The following is a 13973-nucleotide window of genomic DNA, read 5'->3' as shown; positions in this document are numbered from 1 at the left end:
TTCGAGATCGGATCCCACGGCTCTTTCCGTTCGGCGGGCGGTACGCCACCATGGACGAGACGGACGAGATGGGGAGCCAGGACGACCCGCCCGAATCCCAGCCGGATCCGGGCCTCGGCGAGCGACTGAACGTCGAGGAGGTGACGCGCTGGATCTACCTCGACGGTCACCGGGGGCTGCTCTCGGCCGGGCTGCTCGTCTGTGTCTTCGTCGCCTCGCTCGTGCTCATTCGGGGCGGACTCATCACTCCCTCGGAGGCCGGCGACGTCACGGAGCTCGCCGGCTCGCTGATCGGCGGGATGCTCCCGTTCATCACGGTGGTGCTCGCGATCAACCAGCTGATCCTCTCGGAGGAGTTCGGCACGACGGGAACGTTCTTCGAACGCCTCGAGGAGACCCGCGAGTACCGACGCGGCATCGAGAACCATACGGGGATCCGCCCGACCCCGGTCGAACCCTCCGAGTTCCTCCGGGTGCTGATCGCGAAGAAGCGCCAGACTGCGCTCGGCCTCAGGGAGGTGTGTACCGACGCGTCAGAGGGACTCCGTGCCGAAGTCGAGGAGTTCGTCGAGACGACCGAGACGAGGGACCAGGAGGCCGTGGAGGTCCTGGAGGATGCGACCTTCGGGACGTTCGAGGTCATCGGGGTCATCATCGACTACGACGACCCCTGGCAGCTCCAGGTCGTGCGCCGAATACAGGAGCACTACGCCGAGGAGCTCTCGGAGGCCGCCGACGGTCAGCTCGACCGTCTCGAGGAGCTGCTCCAGGACGTCCACGTCGCGCGCCAGTACTTCAAGACGGTCCACATGCAACAGGAGCTCGCGGACCTCTCGAAGGTGCTCCTCTACGTCGGCTTCCCCACGCTGCTCGGCGGCGGGTTCGTCATCCTCGGCTACGGCAACCTGCTGGAGCTCGAACTCCATCCGTACGTCTACGTGGCCGTCGTGAGCACGACGATCACGGCGCTGTTCAGCCCGTTCGCCGTACTGATCGTCTACGTGCTCAGGATCGCGACGGTCGCTCGTCGGACCGCCGCCGACTTCGGCCCGTTCGTCCTCCAGCGGGGACTACCGGACGACGAGCCGGGCGACGCCGAGTAGCACGTAGCGCACCCGAACGGGTAGAAGTGAAACGAGAGGAGCGGCGAGAAACGGCTAGTCGTCGGCCTCGACGCCGACCTCTTCGGGTTCGGCCTCGGACTCCTCGCGCGGGTAGTACTTCTCGACGAGATCCTCGTCGATCCGGTTGAGCTCCGCCTCGGGCAGCATCCCGAGCAGATCCCAGCCGATGTCGAGCGTCTCGTCGATGTCGCGGTTCGTCTCGTAGCCCTGCTGGACGAACTCCTCCTCGAACCGATCCGCGAGGTCGAGGTACTTGTTGTCCCGTTCGGAGAGGGCCTCGCGACCGACGATGTTCACCAGGTCGCGTAGGTCCTCCCCCTCGGCGTACGCCGCGTAGAGCTGATCGGAGACGTCGGCGTGGTCGTCGCGGGTGAGTCCCTCGCCGATCCCGTCGTCCATCAGCCGCGAGAGGCTCGGAAGGACGTTCACCGGCGGCTCGATACCTTGAGAATTGAGGTCCCGATCCATCATGATCTGACCCTCGGTGATGTAACCGGTGAGGTCGGGGATCGGGTGGGTGTCGTCGTCGCCGGGCATCGTCAGGATGGGGATCTGGGTCACCGAACCGTCCCTTCCTTTGATCCGGCCGGCGCGCTCGTAGAGCTGCGCGAGGTCGGTGTACATGTAACCGGGGTACCCCCGACGGCCGGGGACCTCCTCGCGGGCGGCACCGATCTCCCGTAGCGCCTCACAGTAGTTGGTCATGTCCGTGAGGATGACCAGCACGTGATAGCCCTTCTCGAAGGCGAGGTACTCCGCCGTCGTCAGGGCGAGCCGCGGTGTGACCGTCCGCTCGACAGCGGGGTCGTCCGCGAGGTTCATGAAGACGACCGACCGTTCGAGCGCGCCGGTGCGCTCGAAGTCGTCGATGAACTCGTTTGCCTCCTCGGCGGTGATCCCCATCGCGCCGAAGATCACCGCGAACTCGCTGCCCTCGTCGTCGGCGCCCTCACCGAGGTCGCCCTCTTCCTCATCGCCGGGCTCGTCGGTGGCCTCGTCCTCGGCGGCCTCCTCGGGGACGGTCGCCTGGCGGGCGATCTGCAGGGCGAGTTCGTTGTGCGGCAGCCCCGAGCCGGAGAAGATCGGCAGCTTCTGGCCGCGCACGAGCGTGTTCATCCCGTCGATCGCCGAGACGCCCGTCTGGATGAACTCCTCGGGGTACTCGCGGGCGTAGGGATTGATCGCCTCGCCGACGATGTCGTGGCGTTCGTCGGGGACGATCTCGGGGCCGCCGTCGATCGGGTTGCCCGAGCCGTCGAGCACGCGCCCGAGGAGGTCCTCGGTGACGGGCATCTTCATCGTCTCGCCGAGGAACCGGACGGAGGCGTTGCGGTCGATCCCGGAGGTACCCTCGAACACCTGGATGGCGACGACGTCGCTCTCGGATTCGAGGATCTGGCCGCGCTTTATCTCGCCGTTGGGCGTCTCGATCTCGACGATCTCGTCGTAGCCGACGGGCTCGTCGATCTCGGCGAACACGAGCGGTCCGCTGATCTCGGTGATGGTCTGGTACTCCTTCATCAGTATTTCTCCCTGAGCTGTGATTCGATGTCGTCCTGAAGCTCCTCGACGTACGCCTCGTAGTCCTCCTGGGTGCCGATCCGGTTCAGGCGCGGGGCGGCGTCGATCGCGGTGATCTCCTCGACCGGCACGCCCGCCTCGAGCGCGTTGAACGCCTCGTCGTTGTACGTCTTGATCGCCTGCCAGATCAGGTAGCTCTTCTCCGGCGGCGAGAACTGATCGACGTCGTGGAACGCGTTCTGCTGGAGGAAGCCCTCGCGGAGGTAGCGCGCTATCTCGAGGGTGAGCTGCTGGTCCTCCGGCAGGGCGTCCTTACCGACCAGCTGGACGATCTCCTGGAGCTCGCTCTCCTCGTCGAGGACGTCGACCGCCCACTGGCGAACGTCGGGCCAGTCCTCGGCGACGTTCTCGATGAACCAGGGGTCGAGCTGGTCCTTATAGAGCGAGTAGGACTCGTTCCAGTTGATCGACGGGAAGTGCCGCCGTTCGGCGAGGTCGGCGTCGAGCGCCCAGAACGTCTTCACGATGCGCAGCGTGTTCTGGGTGACCGGCTCGGAGAAGTCACCGCCCGGCGGCGAGACCGCGCCGACGACCGAGATCGAGCCCTCGGTGCCGTTGATGTTGTCGAACAGGCCCGCGCGCTCGTAGAACTGCGAGAGGCGCGCCGCCAGATACGCGGGATACCCCTCCTCGCCGGGCATCTCCTCGAGGCGCGAACTGATCTCGCGCATCGCTTCTGCCCACCGCGAGGTCGAGTCGGCCATCAGCGCGACGTCGTAGCCCATGTCGCGGTAGAACTCCGCGATCGTGATCCCGGTGTAGACGCAGGACTCGCGGGCGGCGACGGGCATGTTCGAGGTGTTCGCGATGAGGCAGGTCCGCGTCATCAGCGGGTTGCCCGTCTGGGGGTCCGGCAGGTCGGGGAAGTCGTCGATCACCTCCGTCATCTCGTTGCCCCGCTCGCCACAGCCGATGTAGACGACGATGTCGGCGTCGGAGAACTTCGCGAGCGACTGCTGGGTCACCGTTTTCCCGGAGCCGAACGGACCGGGGATCGCCGCGGTCCCGCCCTTCGCGAGCGGGAACAGGCCGTCCTGGACGCGCTGGCCGGTCACCAGCGGTCGGTCCGGTGAGTGCTTGTTCTCCGTCGGTCGGGCCTGACGGACGGGCCACTCCTGGCGCATCGCGATCTCCTCGCCGTTCTCGAGCTCGAGGACGGTGTCGGTGACGGTGAACTCGCCCGACTCGATCGCGCTCACTTCGCCGCCCTCCGAGTCGGGCGGGACCATCACCTTGTGGTCGATGCTCTCGGTCTCGGGGACGGTACCGACGATGTCACCCGGTTCGACGCTATCGCCGACGTCGACCTCGGGGGTGAACTCCCAGGTCCTCTCGAGGTCGATGCCGGGCGCGTCGACCCCGCGGTCGAGGAACGCGCCCATCTGCGATTCGAGGACGTCGAGCGGACGCTGGACGCCGTCGTAGATGCTGTCCAGCATGCCGGGCCCGAGGTCCACGCTCAGTGGCTCTCCCGTGTTCGAGACGGGCTCGCCGGGGCCGACGCCCGAGGTCTCCTCGTACACCTGAATCGTCGTCAGGTTACCCTCGATCTCGATGACCTCGCCCATCAGCCCCTCGTCGCCGACGTAGACGACGTCGTTCATCCGGGCGTCCAGATCCGTGGCGCTCACGACGGGGCCACTTACGCTCTCGATCACGCCCTCGCTTACGGCGTCGATCTCCTGTTGTGTTGCTTGGCTCATTGTGTTTGGTGTTGGAACTCGGCCTGCATAAGTCGTGGTTAGGACTCCTCCTCCATGAGGTCGATCCCGATCGCACGCTTGATCTTCTCGCGGAGTCCGCCGCTGCCCGCGCCGCCGCCCAGCATCACGAACGTGGGTTCGACGCTGGTCTCGGCACGCTGGCGGATCTTCCGCGAGAGGTGCTCGAGGTCGTCCTCGTGCATGATCGCGATGCCGACCGCCTCGTTCTCGAGGACGCGCTCGACGGCGTCGTCGAGCTCCTCGCTCTTCTCCTCCTCGGGAACGTTCTCGAAGACCCGGACGCCCGCGAGGCGGAAGCCGGTCGTGAACTCGGGACTGCCGACGACGGCGATCTCCTGGCTCATGTGACGATCAGCTCCTCGGTGATCTCCTCCTCGCTCAGTCCGACCTCGCGCCCGCGGGCGATCGCCCGAATGTTGTCGACCTCGCGCTCCTTCGCGAGGACGTACGACAGCACCGACGCGACCGACATCGGATAGCGGTTCGCGAGCTTATCGGCGTACTCGAGCAGCGCCACGTCGAGCGCGTGCTCGAACCCGATCAGACTGTCGGCCTCCGAGAGCTGCGCGAGCGCCTCGTCGAGGCGGTCGCCGTAGCGGCTCTCCTCGATTCGCGCGAGCAGCTCCTCGCGGTTGCCGACCAGCGCCGACAGCTCCGATCGGGTGAACAGCGTCCCGCCCTCGATGAAGAACTCCGCGGGGTCGATCTCCGCGCCCGTCCGCGCGAGCCGGAGCGCGTTCCGCATGTTCCGGAAGTCGATCTCCGCCTGCAGGAACTCGACGTAGCGCGTGATCGGGTCGTCGCGCTCGCCGCTGATCCGGCCGACGTCGTCGAGCAGGTGTTCGTAGTAGGTCCGATCGACCGCGTTCTCAAGGGGGACGAGCACGTCCGTCCGCTCGTACTCCTCGTAGGCCTCCGCGATCGGGTCGCCGAAGATCGTGCCGTCGAGCTGCTCGACGACCTCCTCGATCGATCGGGCCTCGAGCAGCCGATCGATCTCGCGATCGGAGAACTCGCCGGCTCGGATGAGGTCGGCCTCGATGGCCTCCGAATCGGTGTCGGTGTAGACGCCGCGGATCACCGTCTTCACGTTCCAGGCGTCGAACTTCCGGAGGTAGTTCGCGATCAGTTCGTAGAGCCGCCCCTCCGACCAGCGGAGGAGGTCGTCGAAGTGCTTCGCGAGGTTCCGGTGGAGGGCGTACTCGATCAGGTCGACGCCGCCGTAGCGTGCACCCAGCGCGTTGATCTCGGTCTCGTACTCGGTCTCCTCCATGAACCGTGCGATCTCGCTCGGTCCCATCCGGACGAGCTTCCGGTACTCGTCGTCGCCGAACAGCGCGGCGCGTCGGGCCCGGACGCGGGCGTTCACGTACTCCGGGTTCGAACTCCCGATCGTCTGCGTCCTGGGGCTCATTGCTCGAACAGTCGGGCGCTGGCCTCTTTGAGGTTGTCCTCCCAGACGTCGTCGAGCACCGAGTCGAACGTGTTGTTCACGCGGATCCGGGACTGCTTGCTCTCGGCGACGACGCCGCCGAGACAGTCGTACTCGCCGGCGTGCGCGAGGCTGTCGTACTCCGCGAGCAGCGACGTGAGCAGCTGCGCGTCGTCCGCACGGCCGTAGATCTGCACCGCCGCGTCCTCGTCGAACTCCGCTGCGGTCGCCTCGATCAGCTCGTGGGTGAGCCGCTCGCGTCGGTCGCCGTCGATGGCCGCGACCTCACGCTCAGCGGCCTCGCGGACGTCGCCGAGGACGTCCCGACGGGCCTCGAGGCGCTTCTGTTTCGCCTCGAGGTTCGCGCTCGAGAGGCGCTGTTCGCGCTCCTGTTCGATCGTCCGCTCGACCTCACGTTTGCGCTCCGATCGGATCTCCTCGGCGTCGCGTTCGGCCTCGGCGACGATCTCCTCCGCGCGCTCATCGCCCTCGGCGCGGATCTCCTTTGCACGCGCGCGGGCTTCGTCCCGAATGTCCTCGACGACCGTTTCTAAACTCATTGATGAAAGGGGAAAGGGGGGCGTTTAGACGACGAACACGACGACCAGCGCGAGGATCACGAGCGTCTCCGGCAGGACCGTCAGGATCAGGCCCAGACCGAACAGGTCGCGGTCCTCGGCGATCGCGCCCATCGCCGCGCTTCCGATGCCACGCTCTGCGTACCCTGCGCCGAGCGCTGCCAGGCCGACCGCGAGCGCCGCCAGCCCGGAGTTCTCGACCGAGGGTCCCTCTGCTTGCATTACGACTGCGTCTGCGAGTGCGTTAGCGAATTCGAGTTCTAGCATTGTAGGTTGTGACTGTCTTACTCCGTCGTGTGGGTTCGATCGTATCCGAACGGTTCGTAGTTCTCACCACCGCCGTCATAAAACTTCCCAAAGAACTCGACGTACTCGAGGCGTACGGCCTGCAGGCCGGCGCTCGTAATGCCGAGTCCTAGCACGATGACGTGGCCGACGACGAAGACGAGCGCGCCGGCGAGAACCGTGAGAGCGGCCATCGCGAGGCCGGCGTCGGTGGTGAGGATTCCGCTGAACATCAGCTCGCCTCCTTCGGGTACCTCCGAGTGGGCACCGGTCATGAAGTGGAAGTGTCCCTCCTCGTCCTCGTAGGCGCCCACGACGAGCAGGTTGACCACGAACGCCATGCCGGCCTTCGCGAGCAACACCGCGGTGATCCGCGTATAGGAGATGATGTGGGCGAGCCCGTTCGTGATGCTCTCGATGAGGCCGATGAGGATCCCGGCGGAGCCCTGGTGGAGGTACTCCCCGTAGACCGCGCCGACCAGCCCGACGGCCGCGAGGCCCAGGCCGGCGGCGCCGACGGCCGGACTGAAGCCGGCGAATCCGAGCGCCATCGGCTCCCCGTCGAAGACGGTGAAGAGGAACTCTGGCTTCGACGACGCGTAGGTCGTGCTGAAGATCCAGATCCAGGCCCCGATCGCCAGCAGTGCCCACGAGAGGTTGCTCGCGGCGGCGGGCACCAGCCCCTCCGTCTCGAGCTCGTTGACGAACCCGAAGACGTAGCCGATCGTCAGGTGGACGAGCCCGATCAGCAGGGCGACCACGAGCCAGAACAGCGCATAGGCGCTGTCGAGGCCCTTCTCGATCGGGGCGTGTTCGAGCCCGACGACGCCCTCCCAGAGCATCGTCGAGATGGTGTGGAAGCCGAGGATCTCGCCGTACAGCACGCCGAAGATCGTCGTGAAGATCCCACACCAGATCGCGATTCCGCCGAGGCTCTTCATGGCGGGACTGTCGAACGCCCGATAGAGCCCGAAGCCCATCGCCATGTAGAGGATCCCGTAGCCGACGTCGCCGATCATCAGCCCGAACATCACTGGGAATGTCAGGAACAGGACGATCGTCGGGTCGAGCTCGAAGTACCGTGGGCGGTTGATCGCCTCGACGAGCAGCTGGAACGGCCGTGCGGTGCCGGGGTTGTCCTGGACGACCGGCGGTTCGTCGCCGTGCATGCTCGTGGCGGCGTGCCCGCCGTCGGCGCGCGGTTTCCGCTCGCCGCCGTCGGCCGCGGCGGGCTGGCGGTCGGCGTCGCCCGCGTCGCCCGACTCCTCGTCGGCCGTGCCGTGGCCGTGGCCGTGCGAGACGTCGTCGAAGTCGACGCGTTCGAGCTCCTCACAGTCGACGTGGTCGCCGACCTCCGAGGCGAGAGCGGCCTCGAGCTCCTCGTAGCGCTCGGTCGGCACCCACCCCTCCGCGATGAACGACCGTTCGGTCGTCGCGAAGGAGAGGGGCACCTCCGCCTTCTGGACGTCGATCGAGAGCTCCTCCTCGACCGCGAGCAGGAACCCGCCGACGTCCAGCTTCAGCTCGGTGATCTCGCCCTCGACGCTCGTGAGCTTCGAGTCGAGCTGCTGTCTCCGGTGTTCGAGATCCTCGGCGTACGACTGCGGGCTGCCCTCGGCGTCGGGCACCGAGAGCATCGTCACCTCGACGCCGACCAGCGCGTCGGCGAGCGCGTCCTCGACGCCCTCCTCGGGACGGACGAAGATCGCGACGACGCCCTCCTCGGCGAAGGTCTCGTACTCGTCGATCCCCTCGGCGCCCTCGAGCGCCTCCCGGATTCGTTCCTCGCGGCCTTCGACGACGGCGGTCTCGAGGCTCTCGTAGCCCGAGAGCAGATCGAGGTCGATGCCGAGGCGCGCGAACGGTCGAACCGACGAGAGGCGCTCGTCGACGTCCCGGAGCTCCTCGCGGAGCTCGACGCGTCTGTCGTCGAGCTCGTTGACCCGTTCGCGGACCTCCTCGATCTCGGCCTCGATCTCCTCGTCCTCGACGATCCGGCTCGGACCGGCGTCCTCCTCGTCGACGTCGAGGATGCTCTCGATCGCCCGAACGGTGACGAGCTTCTCGGAGATCTCCTCGGCCTCGGCCTCGGGGTCGCCCGGCTCGAACCCCTCCCAGGAGTCGTCGTAGTCGACCAGGTGGACCAGGTTGAGGTCGTGGATCGTCTCGATGGCCTCGCCCATGACGGGCTTGGAGCCGGTCACCGAGACCTTGCTCATCCGTTCAGGTCTGAGCATGCACCGCCTCCTCGAACCGGCTCACGACGAACTCGACGACGTCGTCCACGTTGTCCTCGGCGCGCGTTTCGAGGGCCTCGCGCTCCTCCTCGCCGGTGGCGAGGATCTCCTGGCGTTCGGCCTCGATCTCCTCGCGCGCCTCCGCGAGGCGTTCGTCGGCGTGCTCGTTCGCCTCCTCGCGCGCCTCCTCACGGATCTTCTCGGCGCGCTCGCGGGCCTCGGCGATGCGGTCCTCGCGCTCGCGTTCGGCCTCGGCGACGATCTCATCGGCCTCCGCTTCGGCCTCCTTGATGTTCTGTAGAACCTCTGGCCTCGGCATGCTGTGATCAGGCGGAAGTTTGCTCGAGGGGCTATAAGGTACTTACGAAGCAGGGCGTTTACGGCGGGTCGTGCACTTCCACGATGGCGCACACCGCCGGAGACGAGGGACGACCGGCGTCGTCAGTAGGTCAGCGTGTAGCCGCCGTCGAACAGCAGGTCGGCGCCGTTGAGGAAGCGCGCGTGCTCCGAGAAGCCGAACACGAACGCGTTCGCCGCCTCGATGGGATCCATCAGCTCCTTGGTTCGTGCCTCCTCGAGCATCACCTTTTCGACGACCTCGCGCTCCGAGATGTCCCGCTGCTGGGCGGTATCGGCGATCTGGTTCACGACCAGCGGCGTCTTCACGTAGGACGTCGAGAGCGAGAAGGAGCGGACGTCGCCCTCGCCCTCCGCGGCGATCGACTGGGTCAGCCCGCGGAGCGCGAACTTCGCCGTGTTGTAGCCCACCTTGTCGCGGGTCACGTAGTGGCCGTGGATCGAACACATGTTGGCGACGACCCCGGCGGGCTCCTCGCCGCCGCGCATGTGGGGGAGACAGTGCTTCGCGAGCAGCATCGGCGCGCGCACCATCACCCGCTGCATCGCGTCGTACGTCTCGACGGGGAACTCCTCGAGCGGCGCGACGTGCTGGAACCCCGCGATGTTCGCGAGATAGGTCACCTCGCCGAGCCCCGCTGCGGCCTCGACGATCGCCGCGACGTCCGCGTCGTCGGTCAGATCGGCCTCGACGGTCTCGATCTCCCCCCGGAGGCCGAGCTCCTCCTTGCGTTCCTCGGTCTCCTCGAGGCCCTCCCCGTCGACGTCGGTCGCGACGACCGTGAGCCCGTTGTGGACGAGCGCGAGCGCCGTCGCCCGACCGATGCCCGAGCCGGCGCCGGTGACGATCGCGACCCGATCGGACGAGAACCGGGGGTCCTCGAGCGTCAGGATCGACTCGCGGTCGAGCTCCGCCGGTTGGATCTCGTTTGCCATGGTCGATCTCACGCCCGCCCCGATGGTGTGTATTTCGGTGACGTGGATCGCGTCGAAGGTGGAGGGATTATATGAACGGGGCCCCGAACGCGAACCGATGGGAATCCTCGAGGACAAGGCTCGCGCCCGGCTGTTCTACAAATACCTCTCGAAGGTGTACGACCGGATCAACCCGTTCGTCTGGAACGAGCGCATGCGCGGGGAGGCGCTCTCGATGCTGGAGATCGACGACGACGACCGCGTGCTCGACGTCGGCTGTGGCACCGGCTTCGCCACCGAGGGCCTGCTCGAACACACGAGCCGGGTTCACGGGCTGGATCAGAGCCGCCACCAGATGGAGAAGGCGTGGGCGAAGCTCGGCAAACACGACCCCGTCCGGTTCTACCTCGGCGACGCCGAACGCCTCCCGTTCAAGGACGACTCGTTCGACGTCGTCTGGTCGTCGGGCTCGATCGAGTACTGGCCCGACCCCGTCGCGACCCTCCGAGAGCTGCGCCGCGTCGCGAGGCCGGACGGCCAGGTGCTCGTCGTCGGTCCGAACTACCCCAAGACCGGCCTCATGCAGCGACTCGCCGACGCGATCATGCTCTTCTACGACGACCGCGAGGCCGACCGGATGTTCGCCGAGGCCGGCTTCGACGACGTCGAACACCGCCTGATGGGCCCCTCCTACGACCCCGACGTCGCGATCACCACCGTCGCACGCGTCCCAGAGTGACCGGCCGCCCGACGACGGAGATCAGTCGGCGCTCGTCTCGACGACCGCGATCGGAAGCTCGTTCTCGAACAGCCGGATCGTCAGCCTGCTGCCGGGTTCGGGGAGCGGACCGTTCGTCCCGGCGATCGGAAGGACGGCGCTCTCGCCGCGCTCCCAGTGGGGGTCCGCCGCGGCGTTGAACGGCCCCGACGGCGTCGAGAACCCGGTCGCGCCGACGAACGGTACGGGTGGCTGGTGCGCGAGCGGCTCGCCGTCGACCTCGACGAGAAGCGAGAGCTCTCGAACGTCGAGGGGGCCGCCGCGTTCGAGCGTGAGGGTGATCTCGTCGGCATCGGCGTCGACCGTCGCGCCGACGAGGACCGGCGAGGCCGACTCGAACGGCTCGTAGGCGAGCACCATCGTCCCGACGACGCCGCAGAGCACGACCACACACGCCGTCAGGAGCGCGACGCCGACGACCGGGGAGAGCGCACGATCCACGACCCGGTTGGGCCGGTCTCGGCTATAAACCTCCGCGCTCGGTACGGGGTGCTATCCGGCCCTCCGACGCACGCTCCCCGGCCGCCGTCCCGTCGACCGTCAACTCGATCGTCGTCGAGCCGACGGAGACGGTGATCGTCGTCGGCTCGTGGGGAAGGACGAGCCACAGTTCGCCCTCGTCGTCGGTGCTCCCGAGACGCTGGCCGTCGAGCGAGACGACGCCGGAGAGGGGCGCGTCGGTCTCGGCGTTCGTCAGCGAGACGACCGCGGGACCGCCGGGAGCCGTCCCCTCGACGCTCAGGCGAGCCCCGTCCTCGGTCTCGTTTCCGAGGGATGCGGTCTCGACGCCGTCGAGCCGAAGCTCCAAATACTCGCGATACACGTCCGTCGTCGCACGATCGAGGTAGACGGCGATCGTCCCCTCGGTGTACGTGCCGACGCCCCGGTAGGTGCCGTAGCCGACCTCGCTGTAGCTCCAGCGGGCCGCAGGGAAGACCTCGGGGTAGAGCTCGGCGATGCGCTCCTCCGACTCGCCGAGGCTGTGGAGGTGGGGTTCCGCCGCCGGATCGCGGGCGTCCGCCCGGTAGGCCTCCCGGTAGAAGTAGTCGTCCTCGACGGTTGCGAGGACGACGTCGCTGTCGTCCGCCTCGACGTGGACGCGGGTCGAGTCGATCTCGCCGCGGAGCGCGCCGGCGAGCCGCTCGCGGACCGGCCCCTGCATCGTCTCGGTCTCGACCGCCATCGCCTCGAACTCGCTCCCGCGCTCGATTCCGGCGACGCTCCCGACGTGATCCGAGAGCGACGAGACGGACCGCTGGAGGTCGACGGCGTTCGAGTGGACCGCAGCGAGTTCGACCGCAAGCCCCCGCTCGTCGATCTCGCCGGCGTGGTAGGCGCGATAGGCGTCGCGCTCGCGTTCGCGGAGCCGGACGACGGCCCGCTCCAGCTCCTTGGTCTCCTCGCGGACGATCGCCCGGCGTTCCGCGTCCGATCCCGCCCGTTCGAGACGCACGTCGAGGCGGTGTTCGTCGTAGCGCGACTCCAGTCCGGAGGCGTCGGCGGCGAGGGTCGCGCTCGCGTCGATGGCGACGTGCCCGCTGCCGCTCGCGACGTCGTCGCCCGCCGGTGCGAGCCAGTCGCCGTCCTCCAGCGCGGGACTCGAATCGCCCGGCTGTGGGTGGAGCGGCCCCCCCGGGAACGCCGCCGCGGGCAACGAGCAGACCAGAAGGGCTGCCAGCGCCAGCGGGAGCGCGTAGTTCATATAGATTCCATCAGATGTTCATACTATAAAAACGAACCGGCGACGAGAATCGGCCCGCGGGCGACGGGGTATCCTTGTAGGGGAGTTCACTTAGCATGGAAAGCATTTTCTCCCCCCGGACGTCACTGCTACTCGATGCGGATGCCCGTCGTCGCCGTCTGGATCCTCTGTCTGCTGGTCGCGAGCGGCGCGACGGGCGTCGTCTCGGCGCCGGTGGCGGCACAGGACGGCGTCGAGGCGGAGGGCGCCGTCGGCCAGACCATCGAGATCCGCCTCCAGGCGGACGGCGATGCGATCGTCTCGGTCTCACAGCGGTTCGCGTTCGAGTCCGAGGAGGACCGCGAGGCGTTCGATCGTCTCGCCCAGGAGTTCGAGAGCGGCGACGCCGACCGGGAGCTCTCGGCGACCGTCTTCGAGCGGATCGCGGAGGCGGCGAGCGAGAACGCCGGCCGCGAGATGGCGATCGAGGACGTCGCTCGCGAGAGCGAGAGCGGCGAGAACGCTGGCAGGCTCGAGTTACGATTCCGGTGGACCGGCTTCGCCGCCACCCCGGAGGACCGACTCGAGGTCGGTGACGTCTTCGTGATCGACGGCGAGCAGTGGCTCCCCTCGCTCTCGGACGGCCAGCGCCTCGTCATTCACGCCCCGGAGGAGTACGCCGTGGACGGCGCGAACCCCGACGCGTCGGTCGACAACGGCACGCTGATCTGGGAGGGACCGCGGCAGTTCGAGCCGGGCGAGCCGAACGCGACGTTGGTTCCGAGCAGCCGAACCGGGATCTCGGTGCTCACGGTGGGGATCGGGATCGCACTCGTGGCCGCGATCGTGCTGCTGGTCTACCTGCTCTCGCGACGCCGGACGGCCGCCGCCGGACGACAGGAGCGCGGAGAACGCGGCTGGGAGGCGCTGCTCCCCACCGCGGGGGACGGCGGCGAGGAGACGTCCGATCCGCCGGAATCGGAGCCGGAGCCCGCACCCGAACCGCCGACGGAGCCCGACGACCCGTTCGGCGGGATCGATCCGGAGCTGCTCTCCGACGAGGAGCGGGTGGTCCGCCTGCTCGAGGCCAACGGCGGGCGGATGAAGCAGGCGAGCATCGTCGCCGAGACCGACTGGTCGAACGCGAAGGTCTCACAGCTGCTGTCGTCGATGGCCGACGAGGGACGGATCGAGAAGCTACGCATCGGTCGGGAGAACCTCATCACCCTCGTCGAGGAGGAGAACGGGGACTGAGGCTTCGGAAACGTTTAGCACCCCTGG

At 67.7% G+C, this 13973-nt stretch carries 14 protein-coding genes; 3 read left to right on the top strand and 11 right to left on the bottom strand.

Features of this window, described 5'->3' with window-relative positions; all coding sequences use genetic code 11:
- Window positions 1–50: 50 nt before the first annotated feature.
- On the top strand, window positions 51–1103 hold the full coding sequence (locus tag V0Z78_RS02445; RefSeq protein WP_336343031.1) for a hypothetical protein: 1053 nt from the start codon (window positions 51–53) through the stop codon (window positions 1101–1103).
- 54 nt (window positions 1104–1157) lie between these two features.
- Here the strand turns inward: V0Z78_RS02445 and V0Z78_RS02440 are convergent, their stop codons facing one another.
- From V0Z78_RS02440 to V0Z78_RS02400, 9 genes are all read right to left on the bottom strand, one after another.
- Complete coding sequence (locus tag V0Z78_RS02440) at window positions 1158–2645, bottom strand: V-type ATP synthase subunit B (RefSeq protein ID WP_336343030.1); 1488 nt, start codon at window positions 2643–2645, stop codon at window positions 1158–1160.
- The gene (locus tag V0Z78_RS02435; RefSeq protein WP_336343029.1) at window positions 2645–4408 is read right to left on the bottom strand and encodes an ATP synthase subunit A; all 1764 of its coding nucleotides are present in this window, start codon (window positions 4406–4408) and stop codon (window positions 2645–2647) included. The genes V0Z78_RS02440 and V0Z78_RS02435 overlap by 1 nt, the downstream gene beginning before the upstream one ends.
- A 38-nt stretch (window positions 4409–4446) precedes the next feature.
- Entirely contained in the window at window positions 4447–4773 is a 327-nt protein-coding gene (locus V0Z78_RS02430) for a V-type ATP synthase subunit F (protein ID WP_336343028.1), read from the bottom strand.
- Window positions 4770–5843, bottom strand: a complete 1074-nt coding sequence (locus V0Z78_RS02425) for a V-type ATP synthase subunit C (RefSeq protein ID WP_336343027.1) — start codon at window positions 5841–5843, stop codon at window positions 4770–4772. The genes V0Z78_RS02430 and V0Z78_RS02425 overlap by 4 nt, the downstream gene beginning before the upstream one ends.
- The gene (locus tag V0Z78_RS02420) at window positions 5840–6421 is read right to left on the bottom strand and encodes a V-type ATP synthase subunit E (RefSeq protein ID WP_336343026.1); all 582 of its coding nucleotides are present in this window, start codon (window positions 6419–6421) and stop codon (window positions 5840–5842) included. The genes V0Z78_RS02425 and V0Z78_RS02420 overlap by 4 nt, the downstream gene beginning before the upstream one ends.
- Window positions 6422–6445: 24 nt before the next feature.
- On the bottom strand, window positions 6446–6661 hold the full coding sequence (locus V0Z78_RS02415) for a F0F1 ATP synthase subunit C (protein WP_336343025.1): 216 nt from the start codon (window positions 6659–6661) through the stop codon (window positions 6446–6448).
- Window positions 6662–6723: 62 nt separating this feature from the next.
- The gene (locus V0Z78_RS02410) at window positions 6724–8961 is read right to left on the bottom strand and encodes a V-type ATP synthase subunit I (RefSeq protein WP_336343024.1); all 2238 of its coding nucleotides are present in this window, start codon (window positions 8959–8961) and stop codon (window positions 6724–6726) included.
- Entirely contained in the window at window positions 8948–9280 is a 333-nt protein-coding gene (gene ahaH / locus V0Z78_RS02405) for an ATP synthase archaeal subunit H (protein ID WP_336343023.1), read from the bottom strand. The genes V0Z78_RS02410 and ahaH overlap by 14 nt, the downstream gene beginning before the upstream one ends.
- 122 nt (window positions 9281–9402) lie before the next feature.
- Entirely contained in the window at window positions 9403–10254 is an 852-nt protein-coding gene (locus V0Z78_RS02400) for an SDR family oxidoreductase (protein ID WP_336343022.1), read from the bottom strand.
- A gap of 97 nt (window positions 10255–10351) precedes the next feature.
- Here V0Z78_RS02400 and V0Z78_RS02395 point away from each other — a divergent pair, with 97 nt between their 5' ends.
- Window positions 10352–10972 carry a methyltransferase domain-containing protein gene (locus V0Z78_RS02395; RefSeq protein WP_336343021.1) on the top strand — a complete coding sequence of 207 codons (621 nt, stop codon included), beginning with the start codon at window positions 10352–10354 and terminating at the stop codon, window positions 10970–10972.
- Window positions 10973–10993: 21 nt separating this feature from the next.
- Here the strand turns inward: V0Z78_RS02395 and V0Z78_RS02390 are convergent, their stop codons facing one another.
- Together V0Z78_RS02390 and V0Z78_RS02385 are read right to left on the bottom strand one after the other, a co-directional pair.
- Window positions 10994–11452 carry a type IV pilin gene (locus tag V0Z78_RS02390; protein WP_336343020.1) on the bottom strand — a complete coding sequence of 153 codons (459 nt, stop codon included), beginning with the start codon at window positions 11450–11452 and terminating at the stop codon, window positions 10994–10996.
- 22 nt (window positions 11453–11474) lie between these two features.
- On the bottom strand, window positions 11475–12713 hold the full coding sequence (locus tag V0Z78_RS02385) for a DUF7096 domain-containing protein (RefSeq protein WP_336343019.1): 1239 nt from the start codon (window positions 12711–12713) through the stop codon (window positions 11475–11477).
- Window positions 12714–12848: 135 nt separating this feature from the next.
- Between V0Z78_RS02385 and V0Z78_RS02380 the strand changes: the two genes are divergently transcribed.
- Window positions 12849–13946, top strand: a complete 1098-nt coding sequence (locus V0Z78_RS02380; protein WP_336343018.1) for a helix-turn-helix transcriptional regulator — start codon at window positions 12849–12851, stop codon at window positions 13944–13946.
- Window positions 13947–13973: the final 27 nt, after the last annotated feature.

It is taken from the genome of Halalkalicoccus sp. CG83 (assembly GCF_037081715.1).
GTDB classification, from domain to species: Archaea; Halobacteriota; Halobacteria; order Halobacteriales; family Halalkalicoccaceae; genus Halalkalicoccus; species Halalkalicoccus ordinarius.
The sequence above is the reverse complement of the archived record's forward strand: the minus strand, read 5'-3'. Positions and strand labels throughout refer to the sequence as shown.

Excerpts from the sequence above, each read along its gene's own strand:
- ahaH (WP_336343023.1), bottom strand. The coding sequence starts at position 9,280 with ATGCCGAGGCCAGAGGTTCTACAGAACATCAAGGAGGCCGAAGCGGAG.
- V0Z78_RS02415 (WP_336343025.1), bottom strand. The coding sequence starts at position 6,661 with ATGCAAGCAGAGGGACCCTCGGTCGAGAACTCCGGGCTGGCGGCGCTC.
- V0Z78_RS02395 (WP_336343021.1), top strand. The coding sequence starts at position 10,352 with ATGGGAATCCTCGAGGACAAGGCTCGCGCCCGGCTGTTCTACAAATAC.
- V0Z78_RS02440 (WP_336343030.1), bottom strand. The coding sequence starts at position 2,645 with ATGAAGGAGTACCAGACCATCACCGAGATCAGCGGACCGCTCGTGTTC.
- V0Z78_RS02385 (WP_336343019.1), bottom strand. The coding sequence starts at position 12,713 with ATGAACTACGCGCTCCCGCTGGCGCTGGCAGCCCTTCTGGTCTGCTCG.
- V0Z78_RS02380 (WP_336343018.1), top strand. The coding sequence starts at position 12,849 with ATGCGGATGCCCGTCGTCGCCGTCTGGATCCTCTGTCTGCTGGTCGCG.
- V0Z78_RS02400 (WP_336343022.1), bottom strand. The coding sequence starts at position 10,254 with ATGGCAAACGAGATCCAACCGGCGGAGCTCGACCGCGAGTCGATCCTG.
- V0Z78_RS02420 (WP_336343026.1), bottom strand. The coding sequence starts at position 6,421 with ATGAGTTTAGAAACGGTCGTCGAGGACATTCGGGACGAAGCCCGCGCG.
- V0Z78_RS02445 (WP_336343031.1), top strand. The coding sequence starts at position 51 with ATGGACGAGACGGACGAGATGGGGAGCCAGGACGACCCGCCCGAATCC.
- V0Z78_RS02435 (WP_336343029.1), bottom strand. The coding sequence starts at position 4,408 with ATGAGCCAAGCAACACAACAGGAGATCGACGCCGTAAGCGAGGGCGTG.
- V0Z78_RS02425 (WP_336343027.1), bottom strand. The coding sequence starts at position 5,843 with ATGAGCCCCAGGACGCAGACGATCGGGAGTTCGAACCCGGAGTACGTG.
- V0Z78_RS02410 (WP_336343024.1), bottom strand. The coding sequence starts at position 8,961 with ATGCTCAGACCTGAACGGATGAGCAAGGTCTCGGTGACCGGCTCCAAG.
- V0Z78_RS02430 (WP_336343028.1), bottom strand. The coding sequence starts at position 4,773 with ATGAGCCAGGAGATCGCCGTCGTCGGCAGTCCCGAGTTCACGACCGGC.